The following is a 24,681-nucleotide window of genomic DNA, read 5'->3' as shown; positions in this document are numbered from 1 at the left end:
CGGGGGAGTGCGTCATGGATGAGCGGGATGCCGCTGCCGAACTCCAGAAAATGGTCAATGGCTTCCAGGTATCTCAGGCGATATGCGTCGCCGCCACGCTGGGCATTGCAGACCATCTCAAGAACGGAAAACGCAGCAGCGGCGAACTGGCCGTTCGGACCAATACCCATCCGCAGGCGCTCTACCGGCTGCTGCGCGCCCTTGCGTCCGTCGGCGTGTTCCATGAAGCGAAAGACCGGTCCTTCTCGCTGACCCCGGTTGGCGGCGCGTTGCGATCCGACGTTCAGCATTCGGTCGCGTCGTGGGCAATTCTGGCCGGACGGCCGTATTTCCGTCAGGCATGGAGCGATCTGCTGCACAGTGTCAGCACCGGCGAAAACGCCTTTCGCCACGCTTATGGCAAGGGCGTTTGGGAATACCGGGCGGAGCATCCGGAAGAGTCCGTCGTTTTCGACCGGGCGATGACGGCCATGTCGCGTGGCGTCGCCGCTGCGGTGCTCGCGGCCTATGACTTCCGGCAGTTCTCCGTCGTTATGGATGTAGGCGGCGGGCAGGGCGCGCTGCTTGCCGAAATCCTCCGCCGCAATCCCGGCCAGCGCGGCATTCTATTCGATCAGCCGCAGGTCGTGGCGAAGGCCGGCCCGGTCTTCGACGCCGCGGCTGTGGCCGATCGCTGCGACATCGTCGCCGGCGATTTCTTCGTCTCGGTGCCCGAAGGAGCCGATGCTATTGTGCTTAAATGGATCCTGCATGACTGGGACGACGACACAAACATCCGGATCCTGAAAAGCTGCCGCCGGGCGATTCGCCCAGAAGGCAAACTGCTGGTGCTCGAGAGCATTCTGGCGCCGCCCAATGAAGGCGCCGTCGCAAAATTCGGCGATCTGAACATGCTGGTCATGCCGGGCGGGCAGGAGCGCACGGCGGAAGAATTCAGGTTGCTGCTTGCGGCGTCGGATTTTCGGGTCGCCAATATCGTTGAAGCCGGACCTCGCATCAGCATCATCGAGGCGGAACCGGTCTGATTGCTTTCCGGGTGTGGAACGCTCCGGATGTTCTCAAGCCACAGCGGCTTGCCTCTGCTCTGCCCACTGGACGGCTGTCGCAGCGAGCGTTATCGCAGTCGTCATGAAGACGCCGAAAAGGGACGGAGTGCAGGATTTTTCAGCCTTGACGCGGCTGCGCGACACGCTGCGCAAACTCTATCACGGGCGCACGCCTGCGGCTTTCCGGTTTCAGCTGGCGGCTATTATCATCGACCTTGCCATCATCGCCTTCTTCATCGCCACACCGGTGATCCAGGAATCGTCCTCGTTCCTCTGGCTCGATTATTCAGTGGCAGCGCTTGTCGCCGCCGACATGATTGCCCGGCTGCTGGCGTCAAACGACATGCTGCGCCTGATGAAGCAGCCGACGTCGTGGGTCGACGGCTTCATCCTGCTGACGCTGCTGATGCCTTCGGCGCTGGCCAATTTGGGATTCCTGCGCATATTGCGGCTGTGGTCGCTGTCGCGCAGCGGCGCGCTGTGGCGGTTTTTCGAGATGCGCGGCCTCAAAAAATGGCGCGAGGCAAGCCATGCAGTCATCAATCTCCTGACATTCCTGTTTGTCGTCACCGGTTTCGTCTACACCTTCTTCTTCCGCACCGGGGCCGGTCTCGAAGGCTATGTCGATGCGCTGTATTTCACCGTCGCCACGGTGACCACGACCGGCTTCGGCGACATCGTCCTGCCGGGGATAGCCGGCAAGCTCACCGCGATCGTTACCATGATCATCGGCATATCGCTGTTCGTCAGGCTGGCACAGGCGCTCTTCCGTCCCAACAAGGTCTTCTTCCCGTGCCCGCAATGTGGCCTTCAGCGGCATGAAGCCGACGCCGTCCACTGCAAGGCCTGCGGGCATCTCCTCAACATACCCGACGAAGGCGACTGAAATGCGAGGCTAAGCGCGGTTTTGTGGAAACAAAACCGCGCGGTAGCTCTTTGCTTTGACGCATTTTGTCGGACGCCAAACGAAGCCGTTTGGCTGCAAAATGCTAAGACGCTGCCACTTCCGCTGGTTTGGTCGCCTTTTTCTGCAGATTAAGCAGATTGCCCAGCAGGATCAGCAAGGCGCCCCCGGCGGTGAAGGCGTCGATCTGCTCCTGATACAGCAGCCAGCCGATCAGCGCCGACAGCGGAACGCGCAAAAAGTCCATCGGCGAGATGACGGTGGCGTCGGCATAGGCGAGTGCACGCGCCATGCAGAAATGCGACGACATGCCGGTGAAGGCGATCAGCAGGATCCACGGCCACAGTTCGAGCGGCGGGTTGCGCCATTCGTAGAGCGCCGGGACAAGGCCGAGCACGGACTGGATGACCAGCATCCAGAAGATGATGGACACGACGCTGTCCGTCCGCGTCAGCGATTTGACCAGGACCACGGATATGCCGAAGCAGACCGCGGCACCCAGCACGACAACATGTCCCGGATCGACGGAGCCGACGCCCGGACGGACGATGACCAGCACACCGATCAGCCCGAGCACGATCGCTGCAAGTCTGGGCCGGCTTAGTCTTTCACCAAGAAAGCCGACCGCCAGAATGGCCGTCCAGATCGGCGTCGTGAATTCGATGGAGATCAGCACGGCCAGCGGGATCAATGTCAAGGCGTAGAGCCATGCCGCCTGGCCGACAAAATGGACGACGTTGCGGGCGATATGGGCGGTGGGGCGTTTGCTGCGCATCGCCGCAAAACCGCCTGACATCATCACCAGCGGCAGGAGGATGAACAGGCCGATCACCGATCGCAGCTCCAGCACCTGGAATACATTGAGCTCGGCCGTCGTGGCGCGGCCGGCGACCGACATCGTCAGAAACGATGCGATCGACAGCGCCATCCAGAACGCAGCCTTGGGGATCGAGGGCGAGGGTGCCATGCGCGCTATGTCGCAAGTCGGGACTTTCACCGCAACCGCTAGTCGACGCATTCGGCTGGGCCAGAGCGGCGCGTTGCAAAACGGTCATGTTGAGGGCGGAACTTGCCGTCACGGCGAACGTTGGTCCAACAGCCAGTTCAAGGGGAGAGATCCAATGAAATCATGTGCACGATTTGCACTGGCCGGCTGCCTGACGGCTGCCGCCGGCGCGGCTCATGCCGACGAGGCCGATTTTCTTCGCTCGTTCGAGGGGAATTTTGCCGGCAAGGGCACCGTCAAGGTAACCACCGAGGCGCCGACGGTGAACGTCTCCTGCCGCTTCAATTCCGACGCGACATCGAGTTCACTGTCGCTGGACGGCACCTGCCGCGGTCTCGTCGTGGTGACGCGCGCCATCAGTGCCGACCTGAAGTCCAGCGGGACGAAGTACACCGGCACCTATGTCGGATCCCGCACCGGGCCGGCGCAGCTCAGCGGCAAGCGCTCGGGCAATGCGATCAATCTCGGCATCCGCTGGGCGAAGAAGGTCAACGGCGATCGTACCGCGCAAATGACCGTCGAGAAAAACGGCGAGGACGGCATGCGGCTGACCGTTATCGACGTCGACCCAAAAACCGGCGAGCGCGTGACGACCAGCCGGATCGATTTGCGACGCATCTGAAGAGGCCCGCTTTACCCATCTTGCTTGGGCGTGATCCTTCGGAAACTGGATCCGCTTTTCGCTTGCGCGGACCTTAGTTTCGGGGTCATGCTTAAACTAATCCTCGATCGGCTCGGGCGGGTGGGCATTGCGGCCCTTGCCGAAGGTGTAGCCGGTCTCCACCGCCTTGCGGCCGAACTTGTCGCGCAGCGTGTCGATCGCGCCTTCGGCCATGGCACGCTTGCGCGACTGGATATCGACGAGGTCGGGCGGATCGGCCTTTTCGTCCTTCGAGAGGTCGCTGACGCCGATGCCGAGCAGCCGGTATCTGGTGCCGTCCGCCTCCTTGCGCAGCAGCTCGAGCCCGGTCGAGAAAATGCGGTCGGCTAGCCGTGTCGGGTCGCCGAGCTGCCGGTTGCGCGTGCGGGTCTTGAAATCCTGCGTCTTCAGCTTCAGCACGACGGTGCGCCCGGCAATGCCGGATTTCTTCAGCCGCCCCGAGACTTTTTCCGACAGCGCTCTCAGCACCGAAACCAGTTCCTCGGGGGAGGCGATGTCGGTGTCGAAAGTGGTCTCCGCCGAGACGCTTTTCGCATCCTGGTCGGGGTGCACGCGGCGGTCGTCCTCGCCGCGTGAAAGATGGTAGAGCCGGTCGCCCATCACGCCGTAGCGGCGCATCAGGTCGCCGCGCTCCATGCGCTGCAACTGGCCGATGGTGCGGATGCCGTCGCGCTCAAGCGTGGCGGCGAAGGCTTTTCCCACCCCCCAGATCAGCGTCACCGGCTGCTCGGCCAGAAAGCCGGTCACCTCGGCCTCGCCGACCACCGAATAGCCGCGCGGCTTGCGAAAGTCCGACGCCACCTTGGCCAGGAACTTGCAGTAGGAAAGGCCTGATGAAACGGTGATGCCGATCTCTTTCTCCACACCCAACGCGAAGCGCGCCAGCACCACCGCCGGCGGCACGCCATGCAGGCGCTCGGTGCCGGCAAGGTCCAGAAACGCTTCGTCGATGGAGATCGGCTCGACCAGCGGCGTCAGCGCCTGCATCATGGCGCGCACCTCGCGGCCGACGCGACCATATTTTTCCATGTCCGGCGGGATGACGACCGCTTCCGGACAGGCTTCGAGCGCCTTGAACATCGGCATCGCCGAGCGCACCCCGTGGACGCGGGCGATGTAGCAAGCGGTGGAGACGACGCCGCGCTTGCCGCCGCCGATGATCAACGGCCGGTCCTTCAGCGCCGGGTTGTCGCGCTTTTCGACCGCCGCATAAAACGCGTCGCAATCGATATGGGCGAGATGCAGCCGATAGAGCTCCGGATGGCGGGCCAGCCGTGGACTGCCGCAGCGCTCACAGCGCCGTGCCTCACCGCGCTGAAAGGTCAGGCAGTCGCGGCAAAAACCGTGATCGGGATTGTTGACAGGAACCGCCATCGCTGCGAACATAAAGAGAACAAAAGCAATGGTACGTCAGGACGGACGCCACGACAAGGCGGTGGGCCGGGAGAGAGTTCGTGAATACGACCATAGCGCCGCTGGTGCCCGAGCTTTGGGCGGATTTTGAAGATCTTTTCGGTAAGCAGGGTGCCTGCTACGGCTGTTGGTGCACACATTTCCGGCTGTCGCCGGCAGCGCGGCGCGCCGGCAATCGGGAACGCAACAAGGACCACATCAAGGCGCGGATCGAGGCCGGGCCGCCACCGGGCGTGCTGGCGTTCGAGGATGGCAAGGCGGTCGGCTGGATGCAGATCGGCCCGCGCGCCGACGTGCCCGAATGGAACAACAAGGGCAGGGGGTCGGCGCCGGTCGATCCCGCCGACGCCACCGATCCGGGCGTCTGGGCGATTTCCTGCTTCTTCATCCGCGTCAAGGCGCGCGGCCGGGGCGTGACGCACCGGCTGGTCGAAGGCGGCATCGAATTTGCTCGCCAGAATGGCGCGCGGCTGGTCGAGGCATGTCCGATCGACCTGTCGAAAGATTCGCGTTCGATCGGGCTGTTCGTCGGCTCGTCGCGGGTCTTCGAGAAAGCCGGCTTCGAGAGGCTGGTCGAGCGCAAGGCAGGCCGGCCGCTGATGCGATTGGTGCTTTAGACAATGCTGCTGTGCGCGCCGCGGCGACCGAACTATCGTCGTCGGCCTGCATATCAGACGCCCACCCGGGAATAAATCCGGCTGCGGCCCGTTCCTCCTCGGATTTTTCCAAGGAGGCCATCGATGTTTCATTTTTCCCAGACTTCTCAGAAGACCTCTCGCTCGATCCGGTTTTCCTGTCGGCCGGAAGATCATGGGGTCATCGCGCCGCCAGTGGCGGCCAGGACGGTCCTGCCGGATTGGTTCCGCAAACTGCCGCCGGTCGATGCGCAGCAAGCCTCGGCCACCAACAATGGCCTGACCGTCAAGCGCTGCATGCCTTTTCTCGACGCGATGACAACCGGCTGGATCCTGCCGCTCGCGGCGACCGTCCGCCTTGAGGTCAAGGATGGCGGCAGCGCCGTTGATGCCGGCTGGGAGTTCGACAGGGTGATGGTCAGCAATCATGGCGCGCATCAGGTCGCCGGCAATCCGAGGGAACCGGCACCGCCATGCAAATTTCACAATTACTGGTCGATCCGTACCCCGCCGGGCTGGAGTTGTCTGTTCCTGCCGCCGCTCAATCGGCCGGCTCAGCCTTTCGAATGCGTCGCCGGCATCGTCGATACCGACACCTACGCAGCCCACATCCATTTTCCGTTCTTTGCGACGGCGCCGGATGGCCTCTACGTCATCGAAAAGGGAACGCGGCTGGTCCAGGTCATTCCGTTTCGCCGCGAAGATGCGGCGCTCAAGGCCGAGATCCAGGCGGAGACCGGAGCCGAGGCGACCGAGCGCGAAACGGTCTACCGCAACACGATTGCCAGCGAAGGCTGGTATCGCAAATGGGCCCGCGCGGCCCGCTAGGCTTTTTCTGGAGAACAATGCGAAACGGGGCCGCTAGGTCCCGTTTCCTTGTGGAGCGCGGCCGACTTTTAGTCGAAGCGCACCGCCGCTCTATCTTGACGCATCGGGGCCGGTCGCCACGGTCCCTTTCAGCGGAATCGCAGACTTTTGAGATTGGCCGAAAACACCCTCCACTTCGTCATCCTAGGGCGAAGCAAGGAGCGAAGCGACGCGGCGCAGACCCTAGGATCCATGCCGTTACCCAAGCCGAAGAATGCAGCGGACCAGAACCGAACGCCTACCACCCCGTTCCGCGAAAAAGCTCGAACCATTCCGGATTGGTCTTCTCATCAGGTCGATCTTCCATTTGGTGCGGCGAGCGCTTCAGCGACTTTTCGCGCTGGATGGCCGAGATCGATATAGATCGCGCCGCGCTTCTGGCTCGCGGTCATGTAGGCATAGCCGGTCATGGTAGAAGGGTAGCTGGCTCCGTTGCGGATACAAGGCGCCATCCTGCTCCGCTGCATTTTTCGACTGGCGTAACGGCATGGATCCCAGGGTCTGCGCCGCGTCGCTTCGCTCCTTGCTTGCCCTAGGATGACGAAGGTGTAGTAGCGTGTGGCTACTCGCCAACGTTGGAGATCCATGGTTGCGGGCCGGCCGACAGCGACCGTCGACACCAAATCCTCTGTGCGCGAGAGCGAGGCCAACAGCGAATGCGAAACGGGGGCCGGCTGGCCCCCGTTTGTCTGTGGATTGTTTTGAAGCGGCGGACACAAGTTGAAGCGCGCCGCCGCTCTATCGCCCGGCCCGCGTCAACGCCGCCAGTTGCGCGACCACCCGCGATCCGAACCGTTCGAGTTGGAGGAACTGTTCGACGATGAGTTCGAATTCGAGTTGCTCGAGGAATTGGAGCTGGAGTTCGAAGACGAGTTCGAATTCGAATTGCTCGACGAATTAGAGCTGGAATTCGACGAACCGTTGGACGACGAATTGGAGCTCGAATTTGAAGAGCTGTTGCCAGCGAGGATGAAGGAACCGTCGCTTTGGCTGGACATTGCGGCCGGCGGACGCTCGGTTTCCGGCGCCCCCGTGGGAGACTCCTTCGCCTGCGCCGTGGTGCTCGCGAGCGCTGCCATTCCTGCGACCAGTGTCGACTTGAGCTTCCAGTGTCTTGTCATGGTAGTTACTCCTTGTTTCAGACCGGACCGGCAGTTGCGGCCCGGCGGAGTAACGGGCGATCGCCGGCTTTATTCCATTCAAAGAAAGTTGGATTCCATTTCAGAGCAAGCCGGGCCAGAGCAAGCCGGGTCAGAGCGGGCCGGGCCGTCGCAGTTTCACTTCCGGTCCTTTTGACGGATCTCGTCCAGCGCTTTGACTTCCTCCTCGGCTGACATCGGAGCGCCTGCTTCGATCGCCGAAAGATAGGCGTCGAGGGCTTCGGTCGACGAGGCCGGGGCATAGCCTCCGGCGTCGCCGGGCGCCACGACCGCGAAGCTGACGCGCCATTCGTCGCCGGAACGGCAGGCGACCGACATCACCGTGGAGCGGTCCTGCGAGTCGACCTCGAATTCGCGGCACAAATCCTGCGAATCGTTACGGAACGTAGCGATGGCCCGGAACCGGTCGCTGATCCCGGCGAGCTTGATTTCCTTGCCGGACTCGACCGTTTCAAGGGCTTGGGCCAAGCCCGGCCTGATGACGCCGGCAACCCACAAGCCGCCCTGCGTGCGTTCGTTGGTGCCTGCTGCCCAATAGCCGGCGAGCCCGCCGCCAATTGCCGCCGCGAGAGAGGCGGCAATTGGCAGCATCCATCGAGACCTCGAAGCAGGCCCTGCCAAGCGCCTGCTGCCGAAGGGCAATATCGATGCCGTCGCCGCTTTCTCGCCGGCACGCCTGGCCTCGATCATCTGCTCGACGGCCGCGACAAGTTTTTCGGGAACCGGCTCGTCGAGCAGCGGCTTCAGCGCGGCCTGCGCCTGCGCTCTGGTTTCGATGAACACAGCAATCCTGGCAACTAGACGGTCGTCCGTTTCCATCGCCTGCTCGATCCTGGCGACCATGTCTGGATCAAGCTCACCGTCGGCGAACCGCATCAGGATTTCGTCCGAAAAAGTCTCTTCGGTCATTTTGCAGCCCCTTTTGTGACCGGAGAACGGGTGGGCGCCGAAGATATTCCAGTCGCCTCCGCCAGATTCCTCCTCGCTCGGGCCAGCCTGCTCATCACCGTCCCGATCGGCACGGCAAGGACTTCCGCGGCCTCTTTGTAGGAAAGCTCTTCGACGCAGACCAGAAGCAGCACGTCGCGCTGGTCGGCGGCGAGCTCGCCTATGGCTTGCGCCACGCTGTTCAGCGCCAGCCGCGCCTCCATCTCGCGCTCACCGGAAACGCCGGCGATGTCATGGCGCTCGTCGATATCGTCCTGCGGGCCGGCGACCTTGCGCTTGCGGATGTCGTCGATCCACAGATTTCTCAGAATCTTGAACATCCACGCGTCGAAGCGCGTCCCTGGCTCGAAACGCTGCTCGTTGGCGAGCGCCCGTTCGCAGGCGCGCTGGACAAGATCGTCCGCGATGTCGCGGGACCGGCACAGCGCAATCGCGAACCGGCGCAGATTCGGCAGAAAAGCGACAAGCTGATCTTGGACGCGGTCGGCTTGTTCCGGCATGTTGCTCCAGGTTCTGGAATAAAGCGGCCCCGCGCCCGTTCCTCGCAAGGCTAGCTTATTGCCGGACAGCTCCGCTAGCCTCGCGACGTTGAAAATCGGCGACGGCCGGAAATGTGAGGGAGACCATGCGCACCACCTCCTGGTTGAGACCAAAAGCCCTGCTGCTTTTCTGGGTCGCCGTCGCATTGCTCGTCGATCCTCAGGCGCCGGGCGGCCAGCTGGCGCTCGGCGAGTTCGGACCAAGATCGGCGTTGGCCGATGACGACGGTAGCGGTGACGATGGCGGTGGTGATGACGGCGGTCGGTCCGGCGCTTCGCCCGGTGGGTCGCGAACGACGTCCAGCCGATCGACCGGCCCGAACCTATTTCGCGCGCTGACGGATCGGTTTCTTCCGCGCCCGCCAAGGCGCAGCGGCAGGCGCGCGCAACGGCCAGCCGCCCCTTTGCCGTCTCGGGTACCGGACCAGATCGTGGCGACCGGGCTGAATTCGGCTGAGATCGGTCGGCTTCAGGCAACCGGCTTCACCGTACTGGATCGTGCCGACATTCAGCTTCTTGGATCGGAGCTGATTCGGCTGCGCATTCCACCCAACATGCCGCTGGAGGTTGCGCGCGATCTTGTCATCGATGCCGCTCCGCAGTCGACGGCAGATTTCGTGCATTACTACCGGCCCGGACAGGAAGCTGAATGTGCCGGGCCGCACTGCGCCGCCGCGGGCCTGATCGGCTGGCCGGCCGGTAGCGGACTGCCAGCCGGCTGCGGTGGCAATGTCACGATCGGCCTTATCGACACCGCGATCAATCCTGCGCATGACGCCTTCTCGAAAGGCCGGGTCGAAGTTCTTCGCCTGTCGGACGACGGCGTTCCCGAGTCCGGCCGCCAGCACGGCACCGCCGTCGCGGCCCTGCTTGTCGGCGGCGCCGACAGCCGTACTCCCGGCCTGCTGCCGCACGCCAGGCTCATCGCGGTCGATGCGTTTCATCGGGGCGATCGCCAGGATGACCGCTCGGACGCCTACGATCTGCTTCGCGCGCTCGACCTTCTTTCGGCGCGCGGCGTGCAGGTGACGAATATGAGCCTGTCGGGTCCTGCGAATGCGCTTCTCGAGCAGGTTGTCCGAAGACTCTCCGAACGCGGCATGGTGATCGTCGCCGCCGCCGGCAATGGCGGCCCAAAAGCCGGGCCTGCCTATCCGGCGGCCTATGCTGAAGTGATCGCGGTGACGGCGGTCGACCGCATGAAACGCCCCTACAGGCGCGCCGGCCGCGGCGAGCATATCGACCTGGCCGCTCCCGGCGTCCAAGTATGGACGGCCGCGTCGGTCAGCGGCGCACGGCCGAAGACCGGCACCTCCTTCGCGGCGCCCTTCGTCACCGCAGCCGCTGCCTTGATGAAATCTGCAAACGGCAACGCCACCGCAGCCGATATTCAAGACGCGCTCGGCAAGTCGGCGGAAGATCTCGGCGCGCCGGGCAAGGACGACGTCTTCGGCTGGGGCCTGCTCAATGCCAGCGCCGCTTGCCTCGTCACGTCGAAGAAGGCGACCTGAAGCTCCACTGTCGATGCCGGAGGATAGCGCGGAGGGCGAAGGCTGGTTATAGACCGGCTTCCAGCCCCAACGAGGGGATTGCACCCCGACGGTTTCCGATTACGGTTGCGGCTGGAGTTTTTACCACAGAAACAGCAACGGAGATTCTGCGTGAATCGTGTTCTGCCGGCCGTCTTTGTCCTCGCGCTCAGCGCGCCTGCCTTCGGCCAGACCGTCGACGGCGAGGGTGCCAAGCAGCTCTCCGAAAATCTGTCCCGCTATTTCGGCAGCAAGGCGATCGACAGCGGCTTCCTGAAGGTTTCGGTGGAAGGCGACGCCTATAAACTCGCCGTCGACTTCAAACCTGTCGTCGACCTGCTGGCGGCGCAGAATTCCTTCAAGTTCGACTTCAGCCCCTACGCATTGCTCGTCAAGCCAGGCAGCAACGGGACATGGAGCGTCTCGGCGGACGTGTCGCAAAGCGGGTCCTTCGAGTTCAAGGGGCCAGAGGGCCCGCAGAGCATGCAGTTCTCGATTACAGACGGCAAGTTTTCCGGCGTCTACGATCCCGAACTGGCGGCTTTCACCAGCGCCACACAGTCGATTGCCGGGATGACGATGAATTCCCGGGACGCCGTGCAGCGCGCCAAGGTGAGCACCGGCGCCGGTACGGCCACCATGAACGCAAGCAAAGCTGCGAATGGCGGCGTCGATTTCACCGCGACGCAGACGCTCGCCGATTTCGCCGAGGCGCTCGACTTTGACGATCCCAAGAGCGGGCTGAAATTCCCGCTCACGATCAAATCGCCAGACCTGTCGGTGAACGCGACCGGCAAAGGCGTGCGGACCAGGCCGCTTCTCGATCTGCTGGCATTTGCCGTCGCCAATGAAGACGAGGCCAGACTGAAGGCCAACCAGGCGCAGCTCAAATCGCTCCTGCTCGCCGCGCTGCCGCTGTGGGAGCGGCTCGACGGAACCTACGGGTTCAAGGATCTCACCGTCGAAAGCCCGGTCGGGCTTTTCGGGGCGACTGAGCTGGACACAGGCTTCGGGACCGACGGCATCGCCCAGAACGGAGCAATCAACTACTCGATCAGGGCCGCGGGACTGAAGATCCCTGACAATCTCGCGCCCGCCTGGAGCACGGCGCTGCTGCCGACCGATGTCAATCTGAGTTTCGGCGGCGCCAATATCGATCTCGACAGCATGGCGAAGAAGGCGATCGAAGCCTTTGATCTGAACAAGAATCCACCGCTGCCGGCCGACTTCGGCGATACCTTGACCGCTGATTTCATGGCCAGGATGCCGAAATTTGTCATCGGCCACAGCACGGTGAAAAACGGCGATATGGAAATCGCGATGGAAGGCGAGATGACCTTCGCCGGCATGAAGCCGGAGGCCAATGTGACCATCGATGTCGCAGGCTATGACAGGATCGTGGAAAGCCTGCAGGCGGCAGCGAAGTCGGAGCCGGAAGCCGCGCAATATGTGCCGGTGGCGCTTGCGATCAAGGGATTCGGCAAGACGCTGCCGGACGGCCGCATCGAATGGGTCGTCAACGGCAAGCCGGACGGGTCGGTCACCGTCAATGGTGTCATGGTGAAACCGGCCGATCCGGTTGCGGATGATGACGGCGACGACGGCGAAGAAGAAACGACGCCGTAGGCGTTTTCGCGATCCGGTCGTCGCTTATATCGAATGCTCATGATCGTCGTCGCCAAGCGGCAGCGCCCGCAGCGCCCTGCCGACGGAAGCCGGCGGCGTGCCGGTTTCCGCCGCGAACCGCATGAGCGTCGGCTCGTGGGCGAGGATGAACTGCAGCACGCCGGCCAGGAATCCCGGCTCGCCGGCGGCCTGGCGGATCGAATGCGCCTCGATGCCGGTGATCGCCAGGAAGCGGGGCAGAAGTTCCGGATCGGCGGCGACGAAGCCCAATGCCTTCACGGCAATGGTTTCCGCTTCCTCGCGCATTGACCCTGGGTTTGCCATCACTACCTTCTTGTGGGTTGAATGAGTCTGTTTTTGGCAGTAATCGCAAGCGTCGCCTGCGGCAAGCCATCTGTCTCTGCAATGCGGAGTTCGCGGTGAAATCCGAAGCTTTTCCGGCAGCCGGTTTCCGTTTCGTCAATTATCTCGCGGTAGAGTTGAGCAGGGTTTGGTGCGTACCGGCGAGGGCGCATGGCGGCATCCTTCGAGCGGAAGGCAGGCCGGGACGGGAATTTGATGCCTAAGAAGGTCATGATCGTCGAGGACAACGAGCTCAACATGAAGCTCTTTCGTGACCTCATTGAAGCGAGCGGTTACGAGACGGTACGCACGCGCAACGGTCTGGAAGCGCTGGATCTGGCGCGACTGCACAAGCCGGACCTCATTTTGATGGACATCCAGCTGCCCGAAGTGTCGGGGCTGGAAGTGACCAAATGGCTGAAGGAGGACGACGACCTCCATGTTATCCCGGTCATTGCCGTCACCGCATTCGCGATGAAAGGCGATGAGGAGCGTATCCGCCAGGGTGGCTGCGAAGCCTATATTTCCAAGCCGATCTCGGTGCCGCGTTTCATCGAAACCATCAAATCCTACCTGGGCGACGCCTGATGCGCCCTTCCAGCCCAGCCGGAGCTTTATGAGATGACTGCACGGATCCTCGTCGTCGACGACATCCCTGCCAATGTCAGGCTGCTCGAGGTCCGGCTGCTTGCCGAATATTTCGAGGTGCTGACCGCCACCAACGGGCCGGACGCAATCGAGACCTGTGAAAACGGCAAGGTCGATGTCGTATTGCTCGACGTGATGATGCCTGACATGGACGGGTTCGAAGTCTGCCGCCGGCTGAAGAGCGATCCGGCGACGTCGCACATCCCGGTCGTCATGATCACCGCGCTCGACCAGGTTTCGGACCGGGTGCGCGGCCTCGAGGCCGGTGCGGACGATTTTCTGACCAAGCCGGTCAACGATCTGCAATTGATGACCCGCGTCAAAAGCCTGGTCCGGCTGAAGACTTTGACCGATGAGCTGCGCCTGCGCGCCTCGACCACGCGCAATATCGGCATCGAGGAGCTGTTGAGCCGCAACTTCGCGTCCGCGGACACCACGCCGAAGGTTCTGCTGATCGACGAGCGCAAATCCTCCATTGAGCGCGTCCAGAAGATGCTGCGCAGCAGCGCCGACCTCGACATCGCCACCGATCCGCATGCGGGCTTCTTCCAGGCCGCCGAGACGCCCTATGAATGCGTGATGATCTCGACGGGTTTTGCCGATTTCGATCCGCTCAGGCTCTGCTCGCAACTGCGTTCGCTCGATCGCACCCGTTTCGTGCCGATCATCCTTCTGGCGGAGCAGGGTGAGGAGGGACGCATCGTCCGCGGCCTCGAGCTTGGCATCAACGATTATCTGATGCGTCCGATCGACCAGCATGAATTGACCGCGCGGCTGCGCACGCAGGTGCGCCGCAAGCGCTACAACGACCAGTTGCGCGCCAGCGTCACCCAGACCATCGAGATGGCGGTGACCGACCCGCTGACGGGATTGCACAATCGCCGTTACCTCGACAGCCATCTGCAGACACTGTTCGACCGCGCCGTGGCGCGCCGGCGGCCGCTGTCGGTGATGATCACCGATCTCGACCGCTTCAAGACCGTCAACGACACGCATGGCCATGACGGCGGCGACGAGGTGCTGCGCGAATTCGCGCGGCGGCTGCGCAAGAATGTGCGCGGCATCGATCTCGCCTGCCGCTTCGGTGGCGAGGAGTTCGTCGTGGTGATGCCGGACACGGACGGCGCGGTCGCCGAAAAGGTCGCGGAGCGTATTCGCGCCGAGATCGCCCAGATGCCGTTTGCCGTCGGTCAGGACGGCAAGACGATCGAGGTTACCGTCAGCGTCGGCGTGTCGTCGGTGCTGAAGGGTGTCGACTCGGTTGCAGGGCTGATGAAGCGGGCCGACCTCGCGCTCTACGAAGCCAAGAGCGCCGGCCGCAACCGGGTCGTCGCCAAGGCGGCGTAAAAGTCCGATTATCCTGTCAATGTGACAGGGTTACGAATTTACCTTAACGCAAGCGATTCGCCGGGCTTGGTTAAGAAATTGTTGATTTTCGCAGGCTGTTGCGCAAATGTGCAGGCCGATGACGGGACCGGCGCGAGGCTAGATCGCCGGATCGATCCGAAGAATACCCCATGATTCAGGTCCGCCGCATCTCCTGGGTCCGTGGGGTCGGCCGGCCGGCGCTGGCACATAGTGGCCTCCTCGTACCGCTGCCAAACGCCGGCCGGCCCCCAAACCTCAAAATGACATCAAGTCACTGCGCCAAGCATTGGAAATGCTGGACTTTTCGAGCGTTGAAAACAAAAAAGCCGCCCACGGGGCGGCGTTTTTGTCTCAAGCAGGAAAGCAGATTACTTGATCTTGGTTTCCTTGAACTCGACGTGCTTCTTGGCGACCGGATCGTATTTGCGGAACGACAGCTTGTCGGTCTTGGTGCGGCTGTTCTTGCTGGTGACGTAGAAGAAACCGGTGTCGGCGGTCGACAGAAGCTTGATCTTGATGTTTGCGGCTTTGGCCATTGTATCAGTCCATTATGTTCGTGGAGTCTTGGCCGCTGGAGCACGGGAAAACACCCGGACGCGGGAACTTGGCGCGACACATAAACAACGCGCCCGGAAAGTCAACCCTGTGAGACACCCTGTGAGCCGGCCTCTTCCTTCTCCCCTTGTGAGAGAAGGTGGATCGGCGCGTAGCGCCGAGACGGAAGAGGGGTGTTGGACGGAGTGCTGTCGGTGCCAAGCCGGAGCACCCCTCATCCGGCCGCGTTCCGATTCTACGCATCTTCTTTAACTGGAGCGGCCTTCTTCCAGTCTCCCGTGGTGTTCCACCAGCGGTTCGGGTTCGAGCGGTCGTCCAATCCCTTGGAGCGGCTGGCGAGGATCGGCTGGATGCGGATCACCGGCTCCTGATAGGTGTGGACCTGGAAGATCGCCTCGACGATGCGGGCGGCCAACGCCTGGTCGTCGGGCAGCTCGAACGACACTTCCACCGTGCCATGCCGTCTGAGCAATTCGGTCTCGGCACCGGCGGCAGCACCTTCGAGCGCCCGGTAGCGCTCGATGCCGTGCGCCGACTGGTAGGCATTGCTGTCGTATTTGCCCGTGGTGAGCGGGGCGATCGCGACTACCGCTTCCATGATACGGTCGACATCGGAAGCCGGCGCCTGGAAGGTCACAAGCAGCAGCAATTCCATCCGCAGCGATTTCGTTTCAAACCCGGAGTCGATCATGGCGGCATCCTCAAATTCGTGGCGTGTTGCTGACAATCTACCCAGGTGCTGCTGACACGGTTATGTCAGCAGCCTTGCGCCACCTGAGGCATCGATCGGGTCTTTCTACAGGATTTTTCGGATAAGCCTGGCGCCGACCAGCGCGATATAGAAGGCGAAGAACAAGCCGAGCGCCCAGCCGAAACCGGAGGGGCCGAAAAGGTCCATGCCGATGCCGATCGCCTGCGGGCCGAGCACCATGCCGACACCGTAGCAGAGCACGAAGGCAGCGTTGGCCGAGGCCAGGTCGTGGCCGGAAAGCTGCGAGCCGAGATGGGCCAGGCCGATCGTGTACATGGCGGCGACGACGCCGCCCCAGACGAACAGAAGCGCCGCCATCAGATGCCAGTTCTGCGCGAAGTGCGGCATGAAGATGGTGCCGGCAAGCCCGATGGTTGCACAGGCCAGAAGCAGATAGCGGCGGTCGCTGACACGGTCGCTGATCATGCCGAGCGGGATCTGCAACAGCACGTTGCCGAGGCCGATCATGGTGAGCAGCAGGGCGGCATCGGCCTCGGAGTAGCCGATGCGGTTGCCATAGACGGGAAACAGCGCAAAGCCACCGGTCTCGACCGCGCCGAACACCAGCACCGCAGCGGTCGCCGTCGGCACCAGCCAGATGTAGCGCAGGAAGTTGCTGGTTTCGCCGTTGGAGACGATCGTCGGGCTCTCGTTGCGTGCCGCCAGAACTGGAATGGCGGCCAGCGTCACCAGCGCCATGATGACGCCGAAGGGCAGGAAGCCGGCGCTGCCGAGTTGGGCGAACAGCCACGGCCCGGCGGCAAAGCCGAGCGACAGCACGGTGGCGTAGATGCCGAGGACGAGACCGCGCCGGTGCGGCGGCGCCGATGTGCTGATCCAGAATTCCGATAGGATGAAAAGCACCGTCAGCGCGATGTGCAGCAGGACGCGCAGCGGAAACCACATCCAGAAGTCCGGTGCGAAATGGAAGCCGACAAAGGCCAGCACTCCGGTCGCGATCATGGCGAGCATCGTCCTGGCGACGCCGAACCGCATCGCCAGCGGGGTGGCGAGCGGTGCGCCGGCGATCGAGGCGAGGCCGGCGACAGCGGTGTTGAAGCCGATCATCGACGCCGAATGGCCACGCGTTTCGAGAATGACGCTGAGCAGCGGCATGCCGAGGCCGATGGCGATGCCGACGACGCTGATCGACGAGATCGCCGCGATCATCGGCAGCCAATGGACGCGTTCTTCGACCTCTTGCTGGGTATCGACTGTCATGGGATGTGAATGCTCTATGCTCTAAAGAATTTCGCGAACGAAGCGATTGCCGACAAGCCGGTAGAACGGCACGAAACCACCGGGGCGCAGCAGCGGATCGTCGAGGAGCCGCTTGTCCAGCTCCCCCAGGATAGCCCTGGTGATGTCGGGCACATCAGCTTCTCTGGCCTTGGCGAGCGGCAGCCAGACCAGTTCCTCCAACTCGTTGGTCGGACCGCCGTCGGGCAACTCCACGACGACGTCTTCGCGCCAGGCGCTGAAGAAGCGCGTGTCGAAGCGCCGCACCTGGTTCGGCGGGGTGATGGCGCGCGCGATGAAGCGCAGCGCTTCCAGCGACGGTCTCACGCCGTGCTCGGCAAAACCCTGCCAATCGCGCCTGGTCGTGGCGAAGGCGCCCTTCTGGCCGATCAGCAGGCCGGCTTCTTCATAGGTCTCGCGAATGGCCGACAGGGCGATGGCGCGGGCGCGGGCCGGGCTGGTGCGGCCGACGCCGGCGGTCAGCCTCGCCTGTTCCTCAGGGTGCAGCGCTGTGGCAACGGGAATTCGACCGTCGGCCGGATCGGTGCGGCCACCGGGAAAGACGAATTTCCCCGGCATGAAGGCGTGACCGGCGTGGCGCCTGCCCATCAGCACCAGGAACTCGGCGCCCTTGCGGTCGAGCAGGATCAGCGTCGCGGCGTCACGCGGGCGTATAGGCCTGGCGTCGAGCGCGATCGGCTCAACCTTGTCGACTTCCGCCTTGGTCATAACGTCCATGCGCACGACCTAGCGGAATCTTCTTCGATGCGAAAGTGGCGTCCAGCCATGCCGATTTGCGCCAGCCTCGGTTTCAAGCCTCGGGATGCGACTCGATCAGATCTTCTTCCCCGCCGAAGCCGTGCATATAGAACGCCCATTGCAGGCCGATGACGGCGCCCTTGACCGGCTGCAGCAAGACGATCGCCATGAGGATGGTCAGCGGCACCCAGATGGCGACGTGCTGCCATGTGGACAGAGTGGAGGCCGCTTCGACACCCATGAAGGCGCCGAGCACGATGTGGCCGACGATGGCCACCACCAGGTAGGCCGGCAGGTCGTCGGCGCGGTGGTGATGAAGCGCCTCGCCGCAATGATCGCATTTGTCGACGGTCTTGACGAAGGCGCGAAACAGCTTTCCCTCGCCGCAATGCGGGCAACGGCCAAGCGCGCCACGCTTCATCGCCGTCCACAGCGGGCGGGCGATCCGGCCCGAGTGCTGTTGGCCGCCGAAAACCTGTTCGTTCTTTTTCAGATCGCTTGGCATTACCGTCTCCTGCCGCGCGAGCCTGGACGCGATTGCGACGCACGGGCGCGGCCCTTGGCCTTGTGAAACGACCGTTTGGAGCCGGGCAGCGGCTTTGGGTCGGTCAGCATCTCGAAACGCATCGCGCCGGCCATAGGCGCCACCTCGATCAGGCGAACCTCGACGCGGTCGGCAAGCTGATAGCCCTTGCCGGTGCGTTCTCCGAAAAGCGATCGGGCAGTTTCGTCGTATATATAGTAATCGCCGCCCAGACTTGACACCGGAATGAAACCATCTGCGCCATACTGCGGCAATTGGACAAATAGTCCCGATTTGGTGACGCCCGAAATGCGTGCATCGAAGCGATCGTCGACACGCTCTGCCAGATAGGCGGCGATCAGCCGGTCGACCGTGTCGCGCTCGGCGGCCATGGCGCGGCGCTCGGTGGCTGAGATCAGCGCAGAAACTTCTTCCAGCCGCTCCGCTTCATCCTGCGTCAGTCCGCCTGCACCGAAGCCGAGCGCGGCAATCAGCCCGCGATGCACGATCAGGTCGGCATATCTGCGGATCAGCGAGGTGAAGTGCGCATAGCGTTTCAGGTTGAGGCCGAAATGACCGATATTGCTTGGCGAATATTCGGCCTGCATCTGCGTGCGCAGCACCACCTCGTTGACCAGCCCCTCATGGTCGGCGCCGCGGACGCGATCCAGGATGCCGTTGAACTGGTTTGGCCGCATCTGGGCGCCGCGCGCCAGCGAAAGGCCAAGCGTCTGCAGGAATTCACGCAGCGATTCCTGCTTGGCCAGCGAAGGTGCGTCATGGATGCGGTAGACCAGCGCCTGTCGTTTCGCCTCCAGCGTCTCGGCCGCCGCGACATTGGCCTGGATCATGAATTCTTCGATCAGCTTGTGCGCGTCGAGCCGCTCCGGCACGACGACGCGGTCGACGGTGCCGTCCTCCTTGAGCAGGATTTTCCGCTCCGGCAGTTCGAGCTCAAGCGGCTGGCGCGTCTCACGACCGCGCTTCACCACGGCATAGGCGTCCCACAGCGGCTTCATCACCGTGTCGAGAATCGGGCCGGTCTTGTCGTCCGGCGCGCCGTCGATCGCGGCCTGCGCCTGGCGATAGGCGAGTTTTGCCGCCGATTTCATCATGATGCGGTGGAACGAATGCCTGAGCTTGCGGCCATCGGCCGAGAAGGTCATGCGGACCGCCAGCGCCGGGCGGTCCTGGCCTTCGCGCAGCGAACAAAGGTCGTTGGAGATGCGCTCCGGCAGCATCGGCACGACGCGATCCGGGAAATAGACCGAGTTGCCACGCTTCAGCGCCTCGCGGTCGAGCGCGGTGCCATAGCGCACGTAAGCGGCGACATCGGCAATCGCCACGGTAACGACCACGCCGCCGGGGTTCTTCTCGTCTGGATCTGCTGTCGCGAACACGGCGTCGTCATGGTCCTTGGCGTCGGCCGGATCGATGGTGATCAGCGGCAGGTCGCGCCAGTCTTCGCGGCCGGCCACCGTCGCCGGTTTGACCGCCTCCGCCTCGGCGATGACGTCTGCCGGGAAAATATGCGGAATGTCGTGCGCGTGGATGGCGATCATCGAGACCGCCTTTTCGCTGGTCAGCGAACCCAGCACCGCCAGCACCTTGGCCCTGGGCAGCCCGTAGCGGGAGGCCCGCGCCGGCTCGACCTCGACCAGATCGCCGTTCTTGGCGCCGTTCTGGAATTCCTTGTCGACGACCAGCTCCGGCTGGCGCCTTTCGACAGGCTCGATGCGGAAGGTACCGTCCTGCAGCACGCGAAAAACGCCGAGAACAGCATCGGTGCGCTTCTCGAAGATCTTCATCACCCGCCCGGTATAGGCAGGGCCGGTCGCATCATCGGTTGGAAAGGTCTTGGCCAGCACGCGGTCGCCAATGCCCGGTGTCGGGCCGCCGCCGCCGCGCGACACGCGTATCGCTATGACAGGAGGCTCGCCGTTGCCCACCGCTTCGGTTGGGTGCGCCAAAAGGACGGCGTCGGCATCGCGGCCAAAGATGTCGAGCACGGCGACATGGGCGAGGGAGCCGACGCGGGCGAGCCGCTTGCGCTCCTTGGTCAGCAGGCCTTCATCCTGCAAGTCGCGCAAAACGTCCTTCAGCCAGATACGGTCCTCGCCGCGCAGTGCGAACGCCTTGGCGATGTCGCGTTTGCCTGAGCGATCCGGATTTTCGGCGATATAGCGTAGGATTTCGTCGCGGGACGGCCGGTAATCATCCTTGACCTTGGCCCGGGTGTCGGCGGTGCGCAGATCGCCATGACTTCTTCCGGATACCCTGCGCGCCACGATGCACTATCCCTTTTTGTTGGCCACTTTCTTGGCCGCCATTTTTTGGGCCGCCGGTTTTTTGGCCGCAGGCTTTTTGGCAGGTGCGGCCGCTTTGCGGAAGGGCTTTCTGCCGCCATTGCCGCCCTTGGCTTCCTTTTCGGCAATCAGCGCCACCGCGTCTTCGATCGTCACCGACTGCGGGTCCTTGCCCTTCGGCAGCGTCGCATTGACCTTGCCGAAATTAACATAAGGCCCGTATTTGCCGTCACGCACGACGATCTTGCCGCCGCCCGCCGGATGCTCGCCAAGTTCCTTCAAGGCGGCGGGCGTGCCGCCATTGCGACCGCCGGGGCCTTTCAACTGCTTCTCGGCGATCACCGACACGGCGCGGTTGAGACCGATCGAGAACACGTCCTCGATGTTGTCGAGATTGGCGTAGGTGCCGTCATGCAGCACGAACGGACCGTAGCGCCCCAGCCCGGCCGAGATCATCTTGCCGGATTCCGGATGCTTGCCGACGTCGCGCGGCAGCGACAGCAGGGCGAGGGCTTTTTCGTGGTCGATCGAATCGACGGTCCAGCCCTTGGGCAGGCTGGAGCGCTTGGCTTCCTTGCCGTCGCCGCGCTGGACATAGGGCCCGAAACGACCACTGCGCAGCGTGATTTCCTCCGCTGTGTAGGGGTCCTTGCCCAGCACCTTGGTGCCATCCTCGCCATTGCCGTTTTCGGCATTGGGGTTGGCGGCGTCGCCGAGCTGGCGGGTGAAGGAGCATTCGGGATAGTTCGAGCAGCCGACAAAGGCGCCGAATTTGCCGAGCTTCAGCGACAGGTTGCCGGTGCCGCATTTCGGGCAGATCCGCGGATTTGAACCGTCTTCCCGTGCGGGAAATACCAGAGGCGCCAGTTCCTCGTTGAGGGCGTCGAGCACGTCGGTGACGCGCAATTCCTTGATGTCGGCGACGGCGCCTGAAAAATCCTTCCAGAAATCGCGCAGCACATCCTTCCAGGCGAGCTTGCCGTCGGAAATCTCGTCGAGTTTTTCCTCGAGCGAGGCGGTGAAGTCATATTCGACATAGCGCTCGAAGAAGCTCTCGAGGAAGGCCGACAACAGTCGGCCCTTGGCCTGCGGCAACAGCTTGCGCTTGTCCATGCTGACGTAGTCGCGGTCCTCCAGCGTCTTCAGGATCGCCGTGTAGGTCGACGGCCGGCCGATGCCGAGCTCTTCCAGCTTCTTGATCAGCGAGGCTTCCGAATAGCGCGGCGGCGGTTCGGTGGTGTGCTGGGTGGCGTTGATGGCCTCGCGGTCGAGCTGTTCGCCGGCACGGATCTCGGGCAGACGGCGGTCTTCCTCGTCTTCCGCATCCTCGTCCTTCTGGTCGGTATAGGCGGCAATGAAGCCATCGAAGCGAACGACCGAACCGACGGCGCGAAGCTCCGCGCTGCGGGCGCCGTTGACCGCCTCGATTTCGACCGTGGTGCGCTCGATCTCGGCTGGCTGCATCTGGCTGGCGATGGCGCGTTTCCAGACAATCTCGTAAAGCCGCGCCTGGTCGGCATCGAGATATTGCCTGACCGAAGCCGGCGTGCGCATGAAGTCGGTCGGGCGGATGGCTTCGTGCGCTTCCTGGGCGTTCTTGGCCTTGGTGGTGTAGTTGCGCGGCTTTTCGGGCAGGTATTTTGGGCCGAACTCTTTTGCGATCGCATCGCGCGCGGCTGATATCGCCTCGGGCGCCATCTGCACGCCGTCGGTTCGCATATAGGTGATCAGGCCGGTGGTCTCGCCGCCGATGTCCATGCCTTCATAGAGCCGCTGCGCCACCTGCATGGTGCGGCTTGCCGAAAAACCGAGGCGCGAGGAGGCGGCCTGCTGCAGCGTCGAGGTGGTGAAGGGCGGGCCTGGATTGCGCCTGGTCGGCTTGGCTTCGACCGACAGCGCCTTGAAGGTCGCGCCATCCAGCATCGCCTTGATGTCGTCGGCCTGCGCCTTGTTCGAAATGTCGAGCTTTTGCAGTTTCTTGCGATCGAAGGCGGTCAGCCGCGCCTCGAAATTATCCTTGCGCGGCGTGCCGAGAATGGCGGCGATCTGCCAGTATTCCTCGCGGATGAAGCGCTCGATTTCCAATTCGCGGTCGCAGACGAGGCGCAGTGCCACCGACTGGACGCGGCCGGCGGAGCGGGCGCCCGGCAGCTTGCGCCACAGCACGGGCGACAGCGTGAAGCCGACGAGATAGTCGAGCGCGCGGCGGGCGAGATAGGCGTCGACCAGCGGCGCATCGATCTGGCGCGGATTGGCCATCGCTTCCAGCACCGACGATTTGGTGATGGCGTTGAAGACGACGCGGCTGACCGGCTTGTCCTTCAGCGCGCGCTTCTGCTTCAGCACTTCCAGAACATGCCAGGAAATGGCTTCGCCCTCGCGATCCGGGTCGGTGGCGAGGATCAGGCCGTCGGCGTCCTTGACCGCCTTGGCGATGTCGGCAAGACGTTTGCTCGAGGCGGTGTCGACAGCCCAGGACATGGCAAAATCCTCGTCCGGACGCACCGAGCCATCCTTGGCCGGCAGATCGCGGACGTGGCCGAACGAGGCCAGGACCTTGTAGTTCTTTCCGAGGTACTTGTTGATTGTCTTCGCTTTGGCCGGCGATTCGACGACGACGACGTCCATGAGGTCTCATATCAGCTGTGGTGCGGCAGAAGAATTCCGCTGCGCGCGACGAAATCTCGTATAATTGTCGCTCACATGGCCGTGCTTTTGCATCCGGTCAAGGGGAAGCGCCCAAAATGCAGTCCTGCTTTGAGCGCGCAACCTAGGGATGCGTCATGTGATATCCGCTATCCTGGATAGGGAGAGCGGCTGCCCTGATCGTTGGACAAACCGGCAATGAATCCGGGAGAACGGGACAAATACTTCCGCCGATATAAGAGAAACATCGATCACGCGCCAGCCCTGGTTTGAAGAGACGGGCGGCATGATGCGACGTTGACGGGCGAGACAGGCGTGGCAAGCGGCCGTCTGCGACTTACCACGCGATGGTGATTGGCGGATCGGCGCGGTCGCGGCTATATGGCAGCGCAAACCATCAGGAGTTCGGGAATGGCGTTGGATATCGGCTATGTCAGCGCGGTCGGGGCGGGGGCGATCTCGTTCCTGTCGCCTTGCGTGCTGCCGCTGGTGCCGCCCTATCTCTGCTATATGGCCGGCGTGTCGGTCGATGATTTCCGCGGCAATGCCGGCGTCACCGCCAAGGCCGACGCACGCGGCGCGCTGCTTTTTGCCTCGATCGCCTTTGTTCTCGGCTTCTCGACCGTCTTCGTGGCGCTGGGCGCCGGCGCCTCGACCATTGGCCGGCTGCTGCGCGTCTGGCAGGAGCCGCTGGGGATGGCGGCTGGCGTGCTGATCATCCTGATGGGTCTGAACTTTCTCGGCATATTGCGCATCCCGATGCTGTCGCGCGAGGCGCGCTTCCAGTCGCAGGGCAAGCCGGCCAGTATCGTTGCCGCCTATGTCATGGGACTGGCCTTCGCCTTCGGCTGGACACCCTGCATCGGACCGGTGCTGGGGCCGATCCTGACGCTGGCCGGCGGCCGCGAGACGGTCGGCGAGGGCGCGGCTCTGCTTGCCGCCTATTCGCTTGGCCTCGGCATACCGTTCCTGGTCGCGGCGCTGTTTTCCGGCGCCTTCATGCGCTTTCTCGCAAAATTCCGCGTCCATCTCGGCCGCGTCGAAAAGGCAATGGGCGCGCTGCTGGTCGTCGCGGGCGTGCTTTTTCTGACCGGCGGCGTGCAGGCTGCATCCTACTGGCTGCTGGAGAATTTCCCGGTGCTGGGGCAGTTGGGGTAGGTCTGTACCCGCAAACCCATGCTGGCCCACAGAATTTGACCTATACTCAATC

General features: G+C 63.2%; 24 protein-coding genes. 11 read left to right on the top strand and 13 right to left on the bottom strand.

The features are described from left to right. The first annotated feature begins 14 nt into the window (after positions 1–14). Positions 15–1,025, top strand: coding sequence for a methyltransferase (locus AC0L3O_RS16020; protein WP_473616024.1), 1,011 nt, complete (start codon positions 15–17; stop codon positions 1,023–1,025). 103 nt (positions 1,026–1,128) lie between these two features. Beyond that, the gene (locus AC0L3O_RS16015; protein ID WP_128168985.1) at positions 1,129–1,932 is read left to right on the top strand and encodes a potassium channel family protein; all 804 of its coding nucleotides are present in this window, start codon (positions 1,129–1,131) and stop codon (positions 1,930–1,932) included. 103 nt (positions 1,933–2,035) lie between these two features. On the opposite strand, the gene AC0L3O_RS16010 is transcribed toward AC0L3O_RS16015, so the two are convergent. Further along, positions 2,036–2,917, bottom strand: coding sequence for a DMT family transporter (locus AC0L3O_RS16010; protein ID WP_473531049.1), 882 nt, complete (start codon positions 2,915–2,917; stop codon positions 2,036–2,038). A gap of 154 nt (positions 2,918–3,071) precedes the next feature. Here AC0L3O_RS16010 and AC0L3O_RS16005 point away from each other — a divergent pair, with 154 nt between their 5' ends. After that, positions 3,072–3,578, top strand: coding sequence for a hypothetical protein (locus tag AC0L3O_RS16005; RefSeq protein ID WP_473476899.1), 507 nt, complete (start codon positions 3,072–3,074; stop codon positions 3,576–3,578). Between the two features lie 96 nt (positions 3,579–3,674). Here the strand turns inward: AC0L3O_RS16005 and AC0L3O_RS16000 are convergent, their stop codons facing one another. After that, positions 3,675–5,003 carry a DNA polymerase IV gene (locus AC0L3O_RS16000; RefSeq protein ID WP_473535329.1) on the bottom strand — a complete coding sequence of 443 codons (1,329 nt, stop codon included), beginning with the start codon at positions 5,001–5,003 and terminating at the stop codon, positions 3,675–3,677. 68 nt (positions 5,004–5,071) lie between these two features. Here AC0L3O_RS16000 and AC0L3O_RS15995 point away from each other — a divergent pair, with 68 nt between their 5' ends. Both AC0L3O_RS15995 and AC0L3O_RS15990 read left to right on the top strand, forming a co-directional pair. After that, entirely contained in the window at positions 5,072–5,647 is a 576-nt protein-coding gene (locus AC0L3O_RS15995; protein WP_128244814.1) for a GNAT family N-acetyltransferase, read from the top strand. Between the two features lie 123 nt (positions 5,648–5,770). Continuing rightward, the gene (locus tag AC0L3O_RS15990) at positions 5,771–6,493 is read left to right on the top strand and encodes a DUF6065 family protein (RefSeq protein WP_473616022.1); all 723 of its coding nucleotides are present in this window, start codon (positions 5,771–5,773) and stop codon (positions 6,491–6,493) included. A gap of 329 nt (positions 6,494–6,822) precedes the next feature. Here AC0L3O_RS15990 and AC0L3O_RS15985 read toward each other — a convergent pair whose 3' ends face one another. Then, positions 6,823–6,984, bottom strand: a complete 162-nt coding sequence (locus tag AC0L3O_RS15985) for a hypothetical protein (RefSeq protein WP_287174010.1) — start codon at positions 6,982–6,984, stop codon at positions 6,823–6,825. Positions 6,985–7,252: 268 nt separating this feature from the next. On the opposite strand from AC0L3O_RS15985, the gene AC0L3O_RS15980 reads away from it, so the two are divergent. After that, positions 7,253–7,828 (top strand): hypothetical protein, encoded by a 576-nt coding sequence (locus AC0L3O_RS15980; RefSeq protein WP_287378086.1) that lies wholly within the window; start codon positions 7,253–7,255, stop codon positions 7,826–7,828. On the opposite strand, the gene AC0L3O_RS15975 is transcribed toward AC0L3O_RS15980, so the two are convergent. Next, entirely contained in the window at positions 7,810–8,601 is a 792-nt protein-coding gene (locus AC0L3O_RS15975) for an anti-sigma factor family protein (RefSeq protein WP_128168992.1), read from the bottom strand. The genes AC0L3O_RS15980 and AC0L3O_RS15975 overlap by 19 nt on opposite strands. Next, positions 8,598–9,140: an RNA polymerase sigma factor gene (locus AC0L3O_RS15970; protein ID WP_023801080.1), complete on the bottom strand. Its 543-nt coding sequence runs from the start codon at positions 9,138–9,140 to the stop codon at positions 8,598–8,600. The genes AC0L3O_RS15975 and AC0L3O_RS15970 overlap by 4 nt, the downstream gene beginning before the upstream one ends. 125 nt (positions 9,141–9,265) lie before the next feature. Between AC0L3O_RS15970 and AC0L3O_RS15965 the strand changes: the two genes are divergently transcribed. Together AC0L3O_RS15965 and AC0L3O_RS15960 are read left to right on the top strand one after the other, a co-directional pair. Continuing rightward, positions 9,266–10,690: a S8 family serine peptidase gene (locus AC0L3O_RS15965; RefSeq protein ID WP_473616021.1), complete on the top strand. Its 1,425-nt coding sequence runs from the start codon at positions 9,266–9,268 to the stop codon at positions 10,688–10,690. Between the two features lie 150 nt (positions 10,691–10,840). Next, positions 10,841–12,334: a hypothetical protein gene (locus AC0L3O_RS15960; RefSeq protein ID WP_473535326.1), complete on the top strand. Its 1,494-nt coding sequence runs from the start codon at positions 10,841–10,843 to the stop codon at positions 12,332–12,334. A 24-nt stretch (positions 12,335–12,358) separates the two neighbouring features. Here the strand turns inward: AC0L3O_RS15960 and AC0L3O_RS15955 are convergent, their stop codons facing one another. Further along, a complete protein-coding gene (locus AC0L3O_RS15955) occupies positions 12,359–12,658 on the bottom strand; it encodes a DUF3572 domain-containing protein (RefSeq protein WP_128168995.1) in 300 nt (99 codons plus the stop codon). 249 nt (positions 12,659–12,907) lie between these two features. On the opposite strand from AC0L3O_RS15955, the gene AC0L3O_RS15950 reads away from it, so the two are divergent. Next, positions 12,908–13,264: a response regulator gene (locus AC0L3O_RS15950; protein WP_287247952.1), complete on the top strand. Its 357-nt coding sequence runs from the start codon at positions 12,908–12,910 to the stop codon at positions 13,262–13,264. 33 nt (positions 13,265–13,297) lie between these two features. Beyond that, a complete protein-coding gene (locus tag AC0L3O_RS15945) occupies positions 13,298–14,671 on the top strand; it encodes a PleD family two-component system response regulator (RefSeq protein ID WP_023801084.1) in 1,374 nt (457 codons plus the stop codon). Positions 14,672–15,060: 389 nt separating this feature from the next. Here AC0L3O_RS15945 and rpmG read toward each other — a convergent pair whose 3' ends face one another. From rpmG to topA, 7 genes are all read right to left on the bottom strand, one after another. Continuing rightward, a complete protein-coding gene (gene rpmG, locus AC0L3O_RS15940; protein ID WP_006201775.1) occupies positions 15,061–15,228 on the bottom strand; it encodes a 50S ribosomal protein L33 in 168 nt (55 codons plus the stop codon). A gap of 254 nt (positions 15,229–15,482) precedes the next feature. Further along, the gene (locus AC0L3O_RS15935; RefSeq protein WP_128244819.1) at positions 15,483–15,938 is read right to left on the bottom strand and encodes a hypothetical protein; all 456 of its coding nucleotides are present in this window, start codon (positions 15,936–15,938) and stop codon (positions 15,483–15,485) included. Positions 15,939–16,043: 105 nt separating this feature from the next. Beyond that, positions 16,044–17,219 (bottom strand): MFS transporter, encoded by a 1,176-nt coding sequence (locus AC0L3O_RS15930; RefSeq protein WP_023801086.1) that lies wholly within the window; start codon positions 17,217–17,219, stop codon positions 16,044–16,046. Between the two features lie 21 nt (positions 17,220–17,240). Beyond that, entirely contained in the window at positions 17,241–17,975 is a 735-nt protein-coding gene (locus AC0L3O_RS15925; protein ID WP_473535324.1) for an NUDIX hydrolase, read from the bottom strand. Positions 17,976–18,048: 73 nt separating this feature from the next. Further along, the gene (locus AC0L3O_RS15920; RefSeq protein ID WP_128244821.1) at positions 18,049–18,501 is read right to left on the bottom strand and encodes a DUF983 domain-containing protein; all 453 of its coding nucleotides are present in this window, start codon (positions 18,499–18,501) and stop codon (positions 18,049–18,051) included. Continuing rightward, entirely contained in the window at positions 18,501–20,807 is a 2,307-nt protein-coding gene (gene rnr, locus AC0L3O_RS15915; RefSeq protein ID WP_473616020.1) for a ribonuclease R, read from the bottom strand. The genes AC0L3O_RS15920 and rnr overlap by 1 nt, the downstream gene beginning before the upstream one ends. A gap of 6 nt (positions 20,808–20,813) precedes the next feature. Beyond that, a complete protein-coding gene (topA, locus tag AC0L3O_RS15910; RefSeq protein WP_128168997.1) occupies positions 20,814–23,453 on the bottom strand; it encodes a type I DNA topoisomerase in 2,640 nt (879 codons plus the stop codon). Between the two features lie 429 nt (positions 23,454–23,882). Between topA and AC0L3O_RS15905 the strand changes: the two genes are divergently transcribed. Further along, complete coding sequence (locus AC0L3O_RS15905) at positions 23,883–24,629, top strand: cytochrome c biogenesis CcdA family protein (RefSeq protein ID WP_023801091.1); 747 nt, start codon at positions 23,883–23,885, stop codon at positions 24,627–24,629. The last annotated feature ends 52 nt before the right edge of the window (positions 24,630–24,681 follow it).

Source organism: Mesorhizobium sp. WSM4810 (assembly GCF_055811235.1).
Note: the sequence above shows the minus strand (reverse complement) of the source record. Positions and strands in the feature narration are given on the sequence as shown.

Excerpts from the sequence above, each read along its gene's own strand:
- AC0L3O_RS15970 (WP_023801080.1), bottom strand. The coding sequence starts at position 9,140 with ATGCCGGAACAAGCCGACCGCGTCCAAGATCAGCTTGTCGCTTTTCTG.
- AC0L3O_RS15955 (WP_128168995.1), bottom strand. The coding sequence starts at position 12,658 with ATGGCAAACCCAGGGTCAATGCGCGAGGAAGCGGAAACCATTGCCGTG.
- AC0L3O_RS16000 (WP_473535329.1), bottom strand. The coding sequence starts at position 5,003 with ATGTTCGCAGCGATGGCGGTTCCTGTCAACAATCCCGATCACGGTTTT.
- rpmG (WP_006201775.1), bottom strand. The coding sequence starts at position 15,228 with ATGGCCAAAGCCGCAAACATCAAGATCAAGCTTCTGTCGACCGCCGAC.
- AC0L3O_RS15930 (WP_023801086.1), bottom strand. The coding sequence starts at position 17,219 with ATGACAGTCGATACCCAGCAAGAGGTCGAAGAACGCGTCCATTGGCTG.
- AC0L3O_RS15945 (WP_023801084.1), top strand. The coding sequence starts at position 13,298 with ATGACTGCACGGATCCTCGTCGTCGACGACATCCCTGCCAATGTCAGG.
- AC0L3O_RS15935 (WP_128244819.1), bottom strand. The coding sequence starts at position 15,938 with ATGATCGACTCCGGGTTTGAAACGAAATCGCTGCGGATGGAATTGCTG.
- AC0L3O_RS15920 (WP_128244821.1), bottom strand. The coding sequence starts at position 18,501 with ATGCCAAGCGATCTGAAAAAGAACGAACAGGTTTTCGGCGGCCAACAG.
- AC0L3O_RS16015 (WP_128168985.1), top strand. The coding sequence starts at position 1,129 with ATGAAGACGCCGAAAAGGGACGGAGTGCAGGATTTTTCAGCCTTGACG.
- AC0L3O_RS15925 (WP_473535324.1), bottom strand. The coding sequence starts at position 17,975 with ATGGACGTTATGACCAAGGCGGAAGTCGACAAGGTTGAGCCGATCGCG.
- AC0L3O_RS15965 (WP_473616021.1), top strand. The coding sequence starts at position 9,266 with ATGCGCACCACCTCCTGGTTGAGACCAAAAGCCCTGCTGCTTTTCTGG.
- topA (WP_128168997.1), bottom strand. The coding sequence starts at position 23,453 with ATGGACGTCGTCGTCGTCGAATCGCCGGCCAAAGCGAAGACAATCAAC.
- AC0L3O_RS15950 (WP_287247952.1), top strand. The coding sequence starts at position 12,908 with ATGATCGTCGAGGACAACGAGCTCAACATGAAGCTCTTTCGTGACCTC.
- AC0L3O_RS15985 (WP_287174010.1), bottom strand. The coding sequence starts at position 6,984 with ATGGCGCCTTGTATCCGCAACGGAGCCAGCTACCCTTCTACCATGACC.
- AC0L3O_RS15975 (WP_128168992.1), bottom strand. The coding sequence starts at position 8,601 with ATGACCGAAGAGACTTTTTCGGACGAAATCCTGATGCGGTTCGCCGAC.
- AC0L3O_RS16005 (WP_473476899.1), top strand. The coding sequence starts at position 3,072 with ATGAAATCATGTGCACGATTTGCACTGGCCGGCTGCCTGACGGCTGCC.
- AC0L3O_RS16010 (WP_473531049.1), bottom strand. The coding sequence starts at position 2,917 with ATGGCACCCTCGCCCTCGATCCCCAAGGCTGCGTTCTGGATGGCGCTG.
- AC0L3O_RS15905 (WP_023801091.1), top strand. The coding sequence starts at position 23,883 with ATGGCGTTGGATATCGGCTATGTCAGCGCGGTCGGGGCGGGGGCGATC.
- AC0L3O_RS16020 (WP_473616024.1), top strand. The coding sequence starts at position 15 with ATGGATGAGCGGGATGCCGCTGCCGAACTCCAGAAAATGGTCAATGGC.
- AC0L3O_RS15990 (WP_473616022.1), top strand. The coding sequence starts at position 5,771 with ATGTTTCATTTTTCCCAGACTTCTCAGAAGACCTCTCGCTCGATCCGG.